At 33.6% G+C, this 15990-nt stretch carries 18 protein-coding genes, 1 tRNA gene and 3 pseudogenes; 17 read left to right on the top strand and 5 right to left on the bottom strand.

What is annotated here, in order from left to right:
- Positions 1-10 precede the first annotated feature (10 nt).
- The 6 genes from HZ311_RS04415 to HZ311_RS04390 all read left to right on the top strand — a co-directional run bounded on the left by HZ311_RS04415 (position 11) and on the right by HZ311_RS04390 (position 2236).
- On the top strand, positions 11-358 hold the full coding sequence (locus HZ311_RS04415; RefSeq protein WP_023520197.1) for a hypothetical protein: 348 nt from the start codon (positions 11-13) through the stop codon (positions 356-358).
- Entirely contained in the window at positions 351-479 is a 129-nt protein-coding gene (locus tag HZ311_RS04410; protein WP_023520196.1) for an XkdX family protein, read from the top strand. Before HZ311_RS04415 ends, HZ311_RS04410 begins: the two co-directional genes overlap by 8 nt.
- A 10-nt stretch (positions 480-489) precedes the next feature.
- On the top strand, positions 490-723 hold the full coding sequence (locus HZ311_RS04405; protein ID WP_023520195.1) for a hypothetical protein: 234 nt from the start codon (positions 490-492) through the stop codon (positions 721-723).
- Position 724: 1 nt separating this feature from the next.
- A complete protein-coding gene (locus HZ311_RS04400; protein ID WP_023520194.1) occupies positions 725-982 on the top strand; it encodes a holin in 258 nt (85 codons plus the stop codon).
- A 68-nt stretch (positions 983-1050) separates the two neighbouring features.
- A complete protein-coding gene (locus tag HZ311_RS04395) occupies positions 1051-1944 on the top strand; it encodes a peptidoglycan recognition protein family protein (RefSeq protein WP_023520193.1) in 894 nt (297 codons plus the stop codon).
- Positions 1945-1999: 55 nt separating this feature from the next.
- On the top strand, positions 2000-2236 hold the full coding sequence (locus HZ311_RS04390) for a hypothetical protein (protein ID WP_023520192.1): 237 nt from the start codon (positions 2000-2002) through the stop codon (positions 2234-2236).
- Here HZ311_RS04390 and HZ311_RS04385 read toward each other — a convergent pair.
- Together HZ311_RS04385 and HZ311_RS04380 are read right to left on the bottom strand one after the other, a co-directional pair.
- Positions 2225-3067, bottom strand: a complete 843-nt coding sequence (locus HZ311_RS04385; RefSeq protein WP_023520191.1) for a TIR domain-containing protein — start codon at positions 3065-3067, stop codon at positions 2225-2227. The two genes, HZ311_RS04390 and HZ311_RS04385, sit on opposite strands and share 12 nt — an antisense overlap.
- 216 nt (positions 3068-3283) lie before the next feature.
- A pseudogene (locus tag HZ311_RS04380) lies at positions 3284-3910 on the bottom strand (lytic polysaccharide monooxygenase); the annotation flags it as partial.
- A 1180-nt stretch (positions 3911-5090) separates the two neighbouring features.
- Here HZ311_RS04380 and HZ311_RS04375 point away from each other — a divergent pair.
- The 3 genes from HZ311_RS04375 to HZ311_RS04365 all read left to right on the top strand — a co-directional run bounded on the left by HZ311_RS04375 (position 5091) and on the right by HZ311_RS04365 (position 7412).
- Positions 5091-5168 (top strand) — tRNA-Asn (locus HZ311_RS04375).
- Between the two features lie 506 nt (positions 5169-5674).
- Positions 5675-5821, top strand: coding sequence for a hypothetical protein (locus HZ311_RS04370; RefSeq protein ID WP_023520189.1), 147 nt, complete (start codon positions 5675-5677; stop codon positions 5819-5821).
- Positions 5822-7079: 1258 nt separating this feature from the next.
- Positions 7080-7412, top strand: coding sequence for a hypothetical protein (locus tag HZ311_RS04365; RefSeq protein WP_023520188.1), 333 nt, complete (start codon positions 7080-7082; stop codon positions 7410-7412).
- Positions 7413-7537: 125 nt separating this feature from the next.
- Here the strand turns inward: HZ311_RS04365 and HZ311_RS04360 are convergent, their stop codons facing one another.
- Positions 7538-8830, bottom strand: a complete 1293-nt coding sequence (locus tag HZ311_RS04360; protein WP_178946483.1) for a D-serine ammonia-lyase — start codon at positions 8828-8830, stop codon at positions 7538-7540.
- 47 nt (positions 8831-8877) lie between these two features.
- Complete coding sequence (locus HZ311_RS04355) at positions 8878-9252, bottom strand: hypothetical protein (protein ID WP_041684275.1); 375 nt, start codon at positions 9250-9252, stop codon at positions 8878-8880.
- 1695 nt (positions 9253-10947) lie between these two features.
- On the opposite strand from HZ311_RS04355, the gene HZ311_RS04350 reads away from it, so the two are divergent.
- From HZ311_RS04350 to HZ311_RS04320, 8 genes and pseudogenes are all read left to right on the top strand, one after another.
- A complete protein-coding gene (locus HZ311_RS04350) occupies positions 10948-11295 on the top strand; it encodes a hypothetical protein (RefSeq protein ID WP_023520186.1) in 348 nt (115 codons plus the stop codon).
- Positions 11286-12695 carry an EndoU domain-containing protein gene (locus tag HZ311_RS04345; RefSeq protein ID WP_023520185.1) on the top strand — a complete coding sequence of 470 codons (1410 nt, stop codon included), beginning with the start codon at positions 11286-11288 and terminating at the stop codon, positions 12693-12695. Before HZ311_RS04350 ends, HZ311_RS04345 begins: the two co-directional genes overlap by 10 nt.
- Positions 12696-12720: 25 nt before the next feature.
- Positions 12721-13032: a hypothetical protein gene (locus HZ311_RS04340; RefSeq protein ID WP_019723443.1), complete on the top strand. Its 312-nt coding sequence runs from the start codon at positions 12721-12723 to the stop codon at positions 13030-13032.
- Between the two features lie 240 nt (positions 13033-13272).
- The gene (locus HZ311_RS15725) at positions 13273-13419 is read left to right on the top strand and encodes a hypothetical protein (protein WP_023520184.1); all 147 of its coding nucleotides are present in this window, start codon (positions 13273-13275) and stop codon (positions 13417-13419) included.
- A 46-nt stretch (positions 13420-13465) separates the two neighbouring features.
- On the top strand, positions 13466-13678 hold the full coding sequence (locus tag HZ311_RS15720) for a hypothetical protein (RefSeq protein WP_023520183.1): 213 nt from the start codon (positions 13466-13468) through the stop codon (positions 13676-13678).
- Between the two features lie 345 nt (positions 13679-14023).
- Positions 14024-14644, top strand: a pseudogene (yqeK, locus tag HZ311_RS04330) (bis(5'-nucleosyl)-tetraphosphatase (symmetrical) YqeK).
- Positions 14629-14832 carry a hypothetical protein gene (locus HZ311_RS04325; protein ID WP_023520181.1) on the top strand — a complete coding sequence of 68 codons (204 nt, stop codon included), beginning with the start codon at positions 14629-14631 and terminating at the stop codon, positions 14830-14832. The pseudogene yqeK and the gene HZ311_RS04325 overlap by 16 nt, the downstream one beginning before the upstream one ends.
- A 9-nt stretch (positions 14833-14841) precedes the next feature.
- Positions 14842-14961, top strand: a pseudogene (locus tag HZ311_RS04320) (family 1 glycosylhydrolase); the annotation flags it as partial.
- A gap of 147 nt (positions 14962-15108) precedes the next feature.
- Here the strand turns inward: HZ311_RS04320 and HZ311_RS04315 are convergent.
- On the bottom strand, positions 15109-15744 hold the full coding sequence (locus HZ311_RS04315) for a VanZ family protein (protein ID WP_023520180.1): 636 nt from the start codon (positions 15742-15744) through the stop codon (positions 15109-15111).
- Positions 15745-15990: the final 246 nt, after the last annotated feature.

Here is a 15990-nt window from a genome sequence, read left to right as displayed (position 1 = left end):
GGAGGAAAATATGAAATCAATTTGGCAGTATGGACGAACAGGCGGGAAGTATGTTGGGAAAGTCTTGGACGATAGTGTGATATCTGTTCCGTATACAGATGTCCCACCATTAAAAGGAATTGAATTAGCAGATCAGTTTTTTATTCCGACAGAAAACCGTTGGCAAGAATTAGAAAACGCAACACTTCGTGAAAAATTGGAAAATCTTGAATGTTTGTATGAAGAATTAAAAAAGCAAGATGAATGTAAAGGTGAACAGATTCAACAGATGGGACAACTGAATGCCACACTCATGATGAATGATATCCAACTTGCCAATCAGTTGGCCGAAGTAAAGGAGGCGCTCCAAGATGTTTAGTTATGAACAAATTGAACGAATGTATCGCCAAGGTTTTTTCACTGCCGAACAAGTCCGAATGTTTGTGCCGTTAGCAATTTCTGAAAAACAATTAAAAAAACTACTGAGAGAAGTAGAATAGGCGGTGACTTATGGAAGGAATTACTATCGGGGAGTGGATAGCGATCATAACACTCGGCGGCACATTGATCGTAGGTGTGGCGAAATTTTATGCGATGTTCACGAAACTTGATCACACGTTAGGAAAATTAGAAAAGACGATCATTCGGGTAGAAAAAAGTCAGATTGACTATGGCAATCGGCTTTCAATTATTGAAGAACAAATCAGATCTATTTTTAAACAAATTGGAAAGGGGAGAAAATAAAATGACAGAAATCTTAGCTGCTGCAAGTATTATTACACCACTAGTCGTCGGTGTCACAGGGTTAATTAAAACACAAATGAAGGATTACAAACTCTTGCCCGTGATCAATGTGATTGCGGGTATTTTGTTAGGTGTTTTATACGCAGTGACCCTAGCACCACAAGATTTAGCGATTTACGCATGGGCCGGAGCTGTTTCAGGATTAGCCGCTGGTGGATTATTTGATTTAGGAAACAGTGTTATTCAGTCGGAAGAATGACAAATTAGCAAAGGAAAAACACAGCCAAAGGGCTGTTTTTTTATATAAAAAATTAGGAGGAATTGATTATGACAAAAATCCAAGATTTAAGAGGCGATTCAAGAATTTTAGGACCAACCAATGCCAAAAGAAATGTTTCTCAAGTAACTAAAATTGCTCGTCACCATTCTGCAACAACAACCGGAGACGTTTGGGCGTTTCAGAACCATTGGAATGGCACATTAGGCTGGGGAACAGGTGGCTATCATGAAATCATTTTACGAGATGGTACCGTACAATGGTGCTACTTCGATAATGATGTGACAAATGGTATAAGTGGACATAATACACCAACTTACCACATTTGCCTTGTTGGCAATGGCTCATTTACAGCTGAACAAGAAAAAGCATTTGAAGAACGAGCAAAGGCGGCTATGCAACGTTTTGGTTTATCCGTCAACGATGTACTAGGGCATAACGAATTCAGCGGCCATGCCTCGAATATCTGTCCAGGTATCAATATGAATACGGTTCGTGAACGATTACGATCTGGGAATAACTTAACGCATGATCAAATTATTTTAGTGAGCCCACCAAAAACGAGTGGGAACTATGTAGGTAAGTTAGAAGTGTTCAACGAGTTACGACTAGGTACATTCCGGATTGCTGGATGGTTGGTTCCGCAAAATGGTGCAGCGTATTTAAATCAGGGATATGTCTTCTGGATGGATGCCGACAATCCGAATGTCGAAATTGGACGTTGTAAATCAGCCGGTATTATCAGAGATGATGTGAATGCAGCATATGGATTACCTAGTGGCCTGCGATTTGGTTTGGATGGCACACTAGATATCCGAAAATTTGCAGGGAAAAGAGTCTTTCCGATGTTACGACGAACAAACGATCCGAATGGAAATACGATCAATGGACAAACAGTCGACATTCGATTCCCTGAGTATGTTTTGACGATTCCTAAGCGATAAAAAATAGCCCTACGAGAGTAGGGCAAAATACATAAAGAGATGGAGATGATTTATTTTGGACGAGAGATTAAAAATAGATATGCTGGAAAATAAAATCAAACGGTTAGAGTTTAATCAAAATTTATTAATGAAACTTCTGCTTAGTAATGAGCCGGCGTGGTCGTTAGAGTCGGTAAAAGCTGCAGAAAAAAAAGGACTTAACCCGCTTCCCTACGTTGGAGTGAATAGCAAAGGCTCTTATGATTTTTACAGATTAGTTGATTTGCTATATAAGTTAGGTTTATTCGATTAAATTTTTAAATGATTCAATAATATCGCTTATAGTGTTAAGTCTGGTATCTAAAGCTAATCTATTAGAAAGGGAAGGGCTTTTTGAATCAACCTCATCTTTAGTAACGTTATGCCAAAGCGGTAAAATCATTTGACGACCCGTAGAACTTTCTTTGCTTAAGATTCCATCTAATTCGTAGTTAGTCCAATATTTTTGGATGTAGTCTGAAGAAATGACAACTAGGCCAAATTTTGATTTAATTAATCCATTATCAATCGATTGTCTTATTGAGTTTCCCCAGCCAATACTTCTTCTATCTTGCCATATTGAAAATCCAGCATCATTAAAGGCTGATTCCAATTTATCAACATAATTTGAATCTTCGGAAGCATAAGAGATAAAAACATCATACTCTTTATCAGAAAGAGAAGGGTCATTTAAGACATCCGAATGAATGACTTTAATCTCTTCTTGCTGTAATTGCCGCATTGTTTTGAGTTGTTCTCCGTAAGAGTTTTGTAATTTTTTTTGCAATTTACCATTTTCTGTCTGTGTTGCTTTGGTAAGTTTAATTTGATTATCACCTAATTCTTTTCTCTTTCTTGCTAACTTTGAAGAGAGGTCTGCAATTTTCTTTTTAATTTGAACAAGCTTTCTAGTCTCTATTTCAATTGTACGTTGCTTAGTTCGAATGGTTGAAGCATTTTTAGAACGAGCAATAATTGATTGGTTTGAAACAATCTTTTTTTCGCAAGTAGTAATATTTTTTTGCTCGTTTGCCAAATTTCTTTCCAAACGAGCTATGTCGTTTAAGAGAGATTTTTCTTTTTGCTGATAAGTATTTACTGACATTTGGATACCTCTCAATCATTTTAATCATGTCTATAAATTGTTGTATCAGAAAAAAACAAAATTTCTCTAATACTTACAAATAACTGTATCGATTTGTAAAGAATAATAAAAACCTTCTTACTCAGATTCGAGTAAGAGGGTCTTTTGTTATAATTGTTCTTCAAATGAGAATCGCTTGGATTAATTTGGACGAATAAATTAGATGCCTAACCCTGGTGTAATATTTGCATCAATCACATTATAAAAAGCGTTTTGGGTATCCGCAATATCCCAAACAGCCAAGATGATGTGATAACCAATTCGGTCTTCTGGAATTGTAATGTTATGAGTTTCGCCTCTAACTGGTAATGATCCATCATGAGATACTTCAGCAATTTTTTCAAATGCTGCTCGGTTAAGTGGTGTATCTGGATTCCAATCCGGTTTTGTAATATAATAGTGCCACTTTGTTGTACGGTGAAGCGCTGTATATGTCCATGTTAAATCTAAGTTACCCGTTTTTACTGGCTGCTTTGTCCAACGATCTGCGCCTTGCTCGTCTAAAACAAAATCATTAATCTGACCTAAACCTCCCTCCGCAGAAGCAATTCTTCCATCCCTAGGTCCAGCTTCAGGGAAGCCTTTCCGATATTCTAGAGACTGAGGATTTGAAATGACATTACCATAAACTCGATGAGCTGCGGTCCACCCCCATTCTCTATTATGCAATTGACCTTGATATCCTCGACTAATTGGTGTACTTACGTATCCATGAGCATGTGATTCTTTAGGGAAGGCAAAAAATACAACTGAACAAACGAGACTGAGACAAGCGGCAACAAAAACAGATTTCTTTGAAAACATATAAAAACCTCCTTAATATTTGGGTACGCTTACATTATAATGTTTGTTCATCTTGATGTCGAACCGATTTATTCTTAATCATACGAAATAATCAATTTTCAATAACTGCTATTTCGGTGTATAATTTAAAAGATATGGCAAAATTTTATTGCGCCCCCTCTCACTCACCTTTGAGAAGAGGGAGATTTTAATTAACCAAATGGTTAGCTATAAGTCAGAACACTCACTAATTTTAAGATATATGATGATTTTTATGTAGATTACGATATGATTAAGTATAGTATTTTATATTTGGGAGAGAATCGTTAGGAAATATCATGTTTTAAGTTCTTCAATTAACTATATCAACTCACCTGGATTTTCTACCATAGCCTAGCTAATAATAAAAGAACAAGTGTTTATCTAACCGCCTCAAGCACACGGCTTGAACAACGGATAGAGTTATAGTAGTTTAAAGTTGTCCTAGATACTTATGATTTATTTTTCCAAGCCCACTCTCCGGAGTGGGTCTTTTTTATGGGAAAATCTGAAAAAACATAAAAACAAAATGCTTGCAATAAATTTAGGTTAGCCTTAAAATATCCATAGGTGCCATTATAAAAGAGAGTATCAATAACTAAAAACTTTTGGGGAAGTCTATAGCGTGCATATCGATACTCTCTTTAATAATTATATCATACGTATTTTAGACAGCAAAATGATTATATCAGTTGAATAATAGATTAAACAATAGTAATCTTATTGTATCATCCTAACAACATTGCTTTTTTTACATCCCTCTCTTTGGAGCGGGGTACATAAACGAACATATTATTTGAATCTAAATTAAAATGATAGTAAAGTTTAAGTATCCACATTCAGAAGATTCTTTATCCTGAGGCTGCCCGCTCTTATATGAGTGGGTGTTTTTTTATTATATCTACATGAACTCGCGTTTGGTTCTTACTACTATTGAGATGTAATAAGAATGAAGAATGTGTAAGTGTTTGTAAATTTAAATTAAGGAATAATCTGTAACATTGACAATAACAAAAATTGTTCGATACAATTTAGCTATAACTATTTCATTATTTATATTTACGATTATATATATTTAAGTCATAGTGACAAGAAGATTGTTACCATAATAAATAAACTATCTACCAGATAATAGTTCTGACGACCCTTTTGACAATAATTTGTACCCTTAGCTCAGTTAGGCAGAGCATATGGCGAGTTATTAACCGTCCGGTCGTAGGTTCGAGTCCTACAGGGTACATAGTAAAAAACTCAGTCAACCATTCTTGGCTGAGTTTTTTTATCAATTGTAGCAATTCGTCCAGATCCTCAATCTTTATTTATCGCATTATATAGAACGAGCAGATCTGTTATAAATTCCAAAGCACATGACTTGAACAATAAATAAAAACAATACTTCCGAATAGTCATTGTCAATGTGTGAAGAGTGTTAAATATAAGGAAGAGCAGGCATTATCCAAGTACCCATGATTGCAACGCCTAGTACTAATAGCGAAAATAGGATACAACATATCATGAATATGCTCCAATTCGATTGATCAACATCAAGTTTTTTCTGATGAATTATCCAACCGGTTATAAACATCGTGAAACTTAAAAAGTATAGAATAAAAATCAAGAAAATAAAAATCACTTCAAATAATAATATAACAATATTTTACAACTTATGGTTAAATTATCTCAAATTTCATATAAAATTCTTAAATCTATCATATTATTTGAATGTATAAGAGGAGGTGCGTGCTATTGAGTATTCTAAAATCGGCAGTGAAATATAAAGTTGCAAAAAAAGCTACAGATAAAGTAATGGGTGACGGTTTGTTATCAAGCGTTGTTGCTGCAAAAGCAGTGAAGAAAAGTAATCAGCGTAGTAAGCAAAGAACAAAAAAATAAAAACACTAGAAGTCGTGTCCTTAGTTAGACAGGGAATTTTTGTTTTTTAATCGATTGTAGTAACTCGCTCAAATCTTCAATCGGCACCTAACCATTATAAGAGAACAAGCGACAAAAAAACCACATGACTTGAAAAATAAATAAAATCATAGTAATCTAAAAGTGTCCTTGAAACCATTGATTAGGATATTATCATTTGCCCACTTTTCGGAGTGGGTCTTTTTTATGTTTCATAATCTAGCAAAACGCTTGCATTATCATTAGGTTAACCTTAAACTAGCTGTAGGCGTGATTATGAAAAGAGAGTATCGATAGCTAGAACTTTTGGGGAAGTCTATAGCGTGCATATCGATACTCTCTTTACTAATTATAACATACGTAATTTAGACAACAAAGGAATTATACAATTCTAACCATACGTTTTTTTTAATTGCCTACTCTGCGGAGTGGGTCTTTTTACTATAATAATATAGTTAGTTTTACAGAATATATAATGTCCATTTGACTATACGTATATTTTGGATTAGCTTTCTCACTCATAGTTGTCAACGGAAATTGACCATTCATTTAAAGAAAAAATAGTAGATAAATGATTGGAAGTGAAAAAATTAGATTTAATAGGAGTAAAAATATTGAATCTGATTTCAAGTTATTTTGTTTAATATTTATTAAGAGCATAACAACTGGAAGCGTGATTGTAAGAACAATTAGAACCAAATATATTTGATTGGCTGAAAAAAATAAAAGTTTAGCAGCATATACTGATAAGATATGATAAAAGTTATAAACATGTATTGGCATTGACGGTTCCAATATTCCTACATTAAAAACTAGAAAATCAGCTAGATTGAAAAAAGAAAACAGTGTACCTAATCCGCTGATAAAAAATAAGATGATCGGTGTAGACGAAGTATTTAATCGATTAGCGTTCAATACAATAACCTCCTAATTTTCTTTATAAAAGTTTAGAGCTAATGAATCATTTCGGATAGCAAAAAAACTAAATTTAGCGAAACTATTTAAAACAAAAAAATTTCATAAAAAGTTCATATTTTGTAAAGAGATGAATTTGTTTACTTCTGCAAAGTGCTAAATAGAAATATTCTTAATTATTTAAACATATCTATGGATGTTTAAAAAGTAATGTGACAGTAATGTAAGCGTTTCTTATTAATGGTTTAAGCAAATAGGCATCGTTTAATTTATTCTTTTTTATACACTCTAAGTGTACCAAAAAAAAATAATAGGAGTGGTCAATATGAAGAAATTTTTATTAGCATGTTTAGGAATTTTAGCGACAGTTAGTTTTGCAGCGTGTGGTCCTAAAGTGTCAGAAAAGCCAAAGAGCCATTCGCCAAAGCAATCACAACAGATCCCAAGAAAAAAACAAAGTAGTGACACAAATGGTACTAAGAAAAAAGAAAAATCTAATAACAAGAGAAATGAACAGGAGAATAAACAGTCAAGTGATAGTAAAGAAAAGAAGAGCCAAAAAGTAAAACCAAAAAATGAAAGCAATTCTCAAAATAGAAAAAAACCAAATATTACGAACAAAGAATCAAATCATAATAATCTAGCAAATGTAAGCTAGATTAGCCTGCGATGATCTAGTAACCCAGCATTGCCAAAAAAAAGAACATCGATAACTGAGTATTTTTGTTATCGATGTTCTTTTAGCGAGATTAATGACTTGAACTTGCTGTTATTGTTACATAATTAGAAATTAAGTAAAGACAATCCTTTTTTGTAATATTGAGCCATTTCTTCTTCTGGAACCATATTACCACCCGTTCCCCAAATTATGTGTGTGTCAGACTTTATCCAAGTTTTTTTCAATGCGAATGCTCGATTTATATTCACAAATGATGCAATCCCAGCGGCGGATGAAGGTTCCACATAGATGTTTTCACTATCCGCAAGCAATGTTAGATATTGATATAATCTTTCATCTTGAACAGTAGAAGTAGCATATAAAATCGGTTCTATGATCTTGCCGACTAAATGTGAGGGGCGCCCGACGGCTAATCCATCAGCAGCTGTCTTACCATCGATTGCAATATCTTGCACTGAAATTTTGTCGTGTAATCCTGTGTACAGGCCAAGTAACATTGACGGAGCGTGAGTAGGTTCTACAAAAAATATTTTTACAGCATCACCAAAAATGCAGGACAATCCAAAGGCAATTCCACCTGGACTACCACCTACACCACAAGGAAGATGGACATATAGAGGATGATCTTCAGATACTTCAATATTTTTTTCTTTTAATTGAGTTTGTAGTCTCAGTGCAGCTACAGAGTATCCTAGAAATAAATCTTTTGAAGCTTCATCATCGATGAAATAACTGTGGAATTTGTTTACTGTTTCTGCTCGCCCTAAAGCTACAGCTTTGCTAAAATCACCTTCGTACTCTTTGACAACAACGCCTATTTCTCTCAACAAACGCTTTTTCCAGCTTTTTGCTTCATTAGACATGTGGACAGTCGTCTGAAACCCTAACTTTGCTCCCATGATTCCGACACTAAGACCTAAATTCCCTGTAGAACCCACAGCGATTGAATAATTAGAAAAAATATTTTTGAATTCATCATTTGCTAGAATAGCATAATTACTATCAATTGTTAGTTTTCCAGAATCCAGCGCAACTTTTTCAGCAAACGTCAAAACTTCATAGATTCCACCTCTGGCTTTAATTGAACCAGATACAGGGAGATTATTGTCACATTTAAAATATAGTTTACTGTTTGTTTCGAAATGTTCTTTTTCTTTTATTTTATCCAACATGTTAGGAATCTCAACTAATTCTGACTCGATGATACCACCAGTAGCTTTAGTCTCAGGAAAAACTTTAGCAATGTATGGAGCAAACCTTTGTAGCCGTTTAGAAGCGTCTATCACATCATTTAGGGTAAAACATGAAGTTTTTCTTTCTCCAAAATTTGGATTTATCCAGCACACTTCTTGATATGATTGCAATGCTCTTAATAAACGATCTGTTTTATTAGTCATTTTGGAACCCTCTTTCTATTTCTTAATTTGTGCTAACAATGGAAGAATTACTGATTCATCCCCCATGCAACGAAGAAATAAAAGAGTGTAGGGAGAGAAAAAAGTAAATTTATTCCTAAAATCCAAATGGAAATCAATTTATTATTATTAGTGAAGATATTGAAAAATAATCCAATAATTGAAAAAATGATAAATAACGAGAGAGATGATAAATAAAGATTGTCGGAAGAAATGTGAAGGATAGATGAAGTAGCAGAAGCAAATTTTTCAAAAGATCCAAACAGAGGGATGTTCGGATCTGCAACACCCATATGAAAGATATAGATACAAGTGATGTGCAATACCGATATAGCTGTGCCAAGAGCACCGATTACTAATAAAGAGATTGCTTTTAAAGGATTAGCAGATTTGAGTATTGGCATATAAATACCTCCTAATTTTGATACATTTAATTATCTATAAAAAATTTTTTTCTAACCATTTTTTTGTCCGATTTATTCATTACATTTTCGTAAGGAATTAAAAGATAAAGAGGTCTGTATGATTGGAAAGCTTCATTTGAGAGTCACTAGAATTGTTATAGCTTAAGACAATTTACTTATCTCGAAGGTCTTAGTTTTCAATGAGATAGCTACTTTTCAGAGTGATTGTCTTTTAAAAAATAGATACAACCACTGAAAACCAAAACAGTTGAATAATAATTAAAATGATAGTAATCTTATTGTATCACCTAACAACATTGCTTTTTCACAACCCGCTCTTTTCGAGCGGGTGTTTTTTGTGGACTAAAACAGCCACCAATGTTTCTTGACTACGGCAAAGGCATGTAGTCATAGTGACTTAAAATGAAATCAATAACATTATTTTTGCCACAAATTTGCCACAAAAAAATATAAAAGTAAGTAAATCAAGGGGAACGTATTTTCTGTTTTGGCATAAAAACTACTGTTAAATAGGGACTTTTATTAAATTGAAATCAATTGACATTACCTATATATATTTAGTTATGAGATGGAAGGGTCTGTGGGTTAAGTAAATGAATTATGCGGTCTCTTTGTCAATAAGAACTGCTGATGCGTTCAATCAAGTAAAATAGTGTGGGACAATCATCAGAGAATATCTGATGACTGTCCCACTTTTTTTCTTTTTTTTAAATTTAAGGAACGAAAATTTTTCTAACTCATGATAAAGTTGAGAAAGAATGATATCGTTGAGGTCAGCTAAATATATGAAATAATGATCATTAAAAAAATGTTAAAAGGTTTATTCTTTTTATCAAAAAACTAATGCAGAACCTTGTGTATGAGAGTTTAAGCAACTCGTCAAGGAACGTTTGGGAATCAGTCATTGTTGATGTCGTAATGGGATACTGTTGCGTATCAAGTGATTATTCTTGGTAACAAGAGGAAAGCCAGTGTAAAAGCATTGGAGCGCAAAGAACGTGTGCAAAGTGTGACCAAATGTAAGGTAGCGAACTTGTCGGGACGACAATAGAAAGCTAAGTTGATAAGACTTAGCCTCCCCGTAAAGAGATTTGCTAAGGGATTGGCATTTCACACTGATGGAAACATCCAAAGAAGTCCTTCGCCGTGAAGTGATTAGAAATAATCTATAAGACAAGAAACGCGTGAGAGTAGCAGAAGACGGTATATGTTGATACTAATCATAATCAAAATATACCGAATGCCCTTGTGGAATTTGTAGGCTGTCATGCCTGACCACATCTCGTAAAGCTACAATATGCCAGTGGTCGCTCCGACTGGTACGGTATTGTAGAATGTGTGACTGAACAACATTGCAATCGCATGGCGTAGAGAGAGACACTCCGCATAGTTTTTTGGTAAAGGGCGTAAGCCTTTTTCTTTTGCATTTTTTTCTACTTTAAAGAACAATTACAACGAATTGAACGATTATGATATCAAAACTATATTTTATGAGATTTTTCGTTTTTCGATTTGTATATTTGGTAAGCTTTACGTAGAATGCGCTTTCTTTGCAAAGGTCGATAGTGATACGATTTATATCTTGGAAGTAACGAAATGTTCTCTAAAGCGGTAAAAATCATTACTTCTAGGAAGGTTCAAATCAAATGTATGAGATTGAATGGAGGTAAGTAAATGAATGATGAAATGCTAAAAAATCAACAAGAAATTGTCAAAGTAGAAAAACATCAAGAAAAATTATCGAATGAAAAACGTGTATTAGAAGAAAAACTGCTTCAGTTGCAAGATGTACTTCAAAGAGGTTTTCAACAATTAGCTGAATCAAACCATGAGGCATTGCAACGAGGTTATACCTCAACACAGTGGTTACATAAAAATAATGAAACAAAACAACATATTTTTCAACGTCAGTTAAGACAAGCCAATGAGGAATTAAATCATACATATAATAAAGCCATTCAGAAATTAGAAACGGAACGAGAAGAATTACAGGCGCAAAGGAGAAACCTCTCATGGGATTGATTTATGTCAGTAGTGAATCTTCAGACTTTATGTCTGCGCTTAAAAGTAATTTAGAAAGTGGTAAAGAAACTGTAAGTCAATTGAAATCGGGTAGTCAAAAAGTTGTCTCAGCAGTAGATGGCAAGCAATTATCTGGTGCGGCGTATACAGCAGGCAAAGGCTTGTTTGCGGATTTGATCATTCCAACGATCACCCGCACAACAAATGCCATTGAACAGATTGAACAAGAATTGAAAAAATACCAAAATGCCGATAAAATAGTGGCAAGTGAAGGCGAATTGAATGAAGATAAGTTAAATCAACAGATACAAGTCACACGTACAATGAAAAACTCAGTAGACAAGACCTTATTTTTCGTCCGATTACAAACGACACTGAACCCAATCGCAAGTGTACTAGATACCTTGTTGAATGTTGAAAGAGATTTGCAGCGAATGACTGATAGCTTTCAACAAGCTATCGATCATTTACAAAATCAACTAAGAAAACTACAGGATTTCAATACACAAACAAGTGGTTTATTTGCTAATAGTCTAAATGAGTTGAAGATAGCGATGCAAGGTGTATTGATATTAAATAATACGACAATCAAAAGTGATGGCTCATACTCATTACCAAAAGGTACAAATAAAAGTTATTTTGAGAAAATAAAAAAAGACGTATCTTTGGTTATTGAATCAGGCGATCAAGAGATTGAGTTAATCAAAGAAACAGATAGTCTAGAAGAAATCAATCGCAAAACACTTGGTTGTGCGAATATAAGAATCAATCCCTACACAGGAAAGAAAATCAGCCAAGAAGAAGCGAATAAATTCAAGTACGCTGCATGGTCAGGAACATTTACGAATATTGGCGACACAGTGATGGGGGCGTATTATGGAAATAAAGGTGCTTCGAGATTAGATGGCATCGATGATGTTGGGAGTGTCAATAAAAAGTCGTTTAGTGAGAAAGAGGGAGGAGCTACAGTCTTTAAACTTGAAATTCCGGAACAAAGTTTGAAACATGCTGATGTCGGAGATTTTACTGTTAATCCTTCCACAGGAAAAGTTTCCAAAATGAAGGGTGGGGGACATGGCCAAGCTAACATTGACTTTCTAAAGGAAAATGGGTTTGAAGTAAACATTGAAAAAACTTACTCTAATGGTGTCAGAGCTGGAAATGTACCACACCACAAGACACCGTCGAAACGTATAGGCACAGGTCAATCTTGGTTTCCTGAAAATTGGACAAATAAAGAGATAAAACGTGCAGCACAGCATATTGCTAACCAATCAAATTTTGTAGGTGCTCAAAATGGGGATGTTATTTTTGGGGATTATAATGGTGTACGAGTGGGTGTAATAAAAACTGATGGGAATATTGGAACCATTTTTCCAGATGGCACGAAACAACCATAAATAACTATTTAAAGGAGAAAAAATTATGGATATATTTAATCAAATAAATAAAAACTTAGAAGAACGAAGAAGTTTACATGAAGAAGACGACTTTGGACTTGAAAAAAGTTGGACAGAATTAACCACTATATTATCTATGAGTGAAGATAAAACAATTAATTATTTGAAAAATTGTTCTAAGGAAGACTTATTATTGATTAGCTCAGTTTTTGCTGATGTTTCTGAAAAATTACAAAGTAAAAGATTCATCTCTTGTTTAAGGGAACTTGATAAAAAATATCCTGATTTGAAGCTAACCTTTTTTATTTCTGATGCTGAAAGTTACATAAAAAATTAAAATAAAAACCAGTACAGCATTTCCAGAGAGCTGCATTGATACGAAAATCATTGAAAGTTCAAAGACTATTGGTAATAGCAATCTAGTTAACTAGTGATGGTGCTACATGGCATGGAAGTATTATTTGTGGCGTCAAAATTGATGTAATAAAACAAGGAGCTAAAATAATTAGTGCTTATCCTACTGGAACAGTTAATGGACCTCCTCCTATAGGATTTAGTAAATAAGGAGTGTTAAAATATGTATGATGAGTTAGATAAAATATTATCTGAAGATAGTTCAGAGGATTCTTGGTATGATGATGGATGTATCTATACTGAAGAATTACTAGGAAATTTTACTGAGAGCGATTGGAGAGCGTTAATGCAATCTGTAAAAAAAGAATGATAGATATAAAATTAGATTAGCTTATTCTATTGAAGAGGATACTGGTATGAATGGCTTCAACTTGTTGTTAGAGCTAGTAAACGATAATGCTGAGGTTGCTGAATATGCTTTAGATTCGTTGCGTTCATTCGATAGAGAACCATATAAAACCATGATTATTTCCAATGTAGCAACAATAAAAAAAGCAGAAAGTTTATTAAAAAATGCCAGTTTGTCGGTAAAGCATATTTTAGAAGCCTTTTTACAACAAAATAAATAAAAGGATATACAATTTTATTTTAAGATCCAAATCCAATACTGAAAAGAAGCGATTAAAATTTATCGTTTCTTTTTCTAAATATGAAGTTATTACACACTTATCAAGAAAAATGATGAAGTGGAATTAAATTACATAAAGCAAATCTTTGGCAAAGAAATCCAGTATTTAGGTAAGACCGAGATAATTGTTAAAGCAGAAGAAAAATTAAGAATATATTTAAAAGTAGAGTATAAAATATCTAATTCTCTATGTATATTTCTTCTATGTAAGGCTCGATTTTTCTAATAACCATAAGTAGTAAATAATTCATTTGAAAATACACATAGTAAGTAAATGGAGGAAAAAATGACAATAGTGAATAGTTTGGCATTAAGAGATGATGTTTATCGTTTTCTTGAAGAACATGATCATATAAAAACTTATGAACATTGTATATCAGTCGGTGATTGTGCGTAGAAACTTGCTGTAAATTACAATATCAATGGCGAAAAAGCCAAAATAGCGGGTTATTTACACGATATATCCGCAATTTATCCAAACAATCGTAGAATTACTATAGCAAAAGAAATGGGGATAGAACTAAATCAAGAAGAGTTGGTATTTCCAATGATCATTCACCAGAAGATTTCAAAAAGAATGGCAGAAAAGATTTTTGATATCACTGACAATGAGATATTATCTGCAATTGAGTGTCATACAACTTTAAGGGGGAGATATTCTCAACTAGACTTAGTTGTGTTCATTGCAGATAAAATAAGTTGGGATCAAGATGGAATTCCTCCGTATCTAGACGGTTTATTATCAGCACTTGACTGTTCTTTAGAAAGTGCTGCATTGTATTATATTAAATATCTATTGGATCAAGGCGTCAAAGTTGTTCATCCATGGCTAAAAGAAGCACATGAATCATTGTCTAAGGCAGTTAGTAAAGGAGAGGACGGGAGAGATATATGCCAGAATTTATAAATTTACCAAACTTTTATCATGATAGTGAAATTTTAAATAATGTTGATTTACCTGAAGAAGACCAAACTTTACAAATCCAAAGAACTTTAAAAGAAACAGAGAAAATACAAAAATCCGTTTTTTCTCTGGAAGATAGTGAAGAAATAAGAAAAAGAAGAAAACAACCGACCATTCAAAAAAAACAGTAATAAGTGTAGAAACGTTATGGCTTCATCTATGTTAACTTGGATGATGAAGGAAAGGGCAGTGGCAACAGATACAAAAAGAAATCGTTTGACTGGTATAAAAGTGTGATTGAAACAAACGGAATAGAATGATAAAAAGCTAGAAGCCTCTAAAGAAATGTTCGTTCATTCTTTAGGGGTCTAGCCTTTTTCATAGAGGTGGTATTTCTAATACAACGAGAGGACAACTGACGTCAAAACATTTAAGTGACGGCGATATGTTTTCCTGTTTCTTGCGTATTAACTAAAAAATGTATTAGCGAAAGCAATAAAAACGACCAATACAGGAATCATCCATGAAAAACCATACGTTTTATCAAGGATTTTGTTTGACGAATGATTGATCATTCTTAAGATGACCTCAATCAGAAAATAACCTAGAATCATTCCTAGTACATTTGAAATTAAATCGTCAATGTCTGTTGCTCTAGCTATCGTAAATAGTTGGCTTATTTCAATCAACAATGAGGTACCAAATCCAAGTAAAAGAGAATAACTGAATTTTCTATATTTGTTGCTAATTAACGGACACAAGAACCCGATGGGTATAAAGCAAAGAATATTAAGAATATAACCTGCATTTATTCCATCTATAAAAGGGATAAGATTGATATTCGGATTGAAAATACTCTCACCAAATCCACTGATCCTATTCAACTCACGAAGCGTAGGAACACCGAACACATTGAAGAATGTGAAACTCATATAATAAAATAGTAAAAGTGCTGATAGAATGTTTATCAATTTAGAGGAATCTTTATTTTTTCTAGTGAGCCAGAATAAAAAACTTGCCAAAATCAGTAGACCTATCAAGAATACTGGTTTTAAAGTCAAGATATCTACTATGGATTCCCAGAACCCGATTTGTTGCGTCATATTTTCCGCCTTCTTTCCTTAAGTTAATGGGTAATTAGTAAAGTTAATAATCTCATAGAAGGAGAATCGATCCATCAGCCTGTAGACTTATTTTAGAAATTATTTGAGTATAATGCCAAACTGGTAAATGATACAAAGTGAAGTCGATTGGTTAGTACTGGATAATAATTATGGCAGGTAGAAAAGATAGCCCAAAACTTGGATCTCGGCATCTATCTCAATGTAATCTTTGACTTTATTATTAAA

It is taken from the genome of Enterococcus mundtii (genome assembly GCF_013394305.1).
Lineage (GTDB): Bacteria > Bacillota > Bacilli > Lactobacillales > Enterococcaceae > Enterococcus_B > Enterococcus_B pernyi.
Note: the sequence above shows the minus strand (reverse complement) of the source record. Positions and strands in the feature narration are given on the sequence as shown.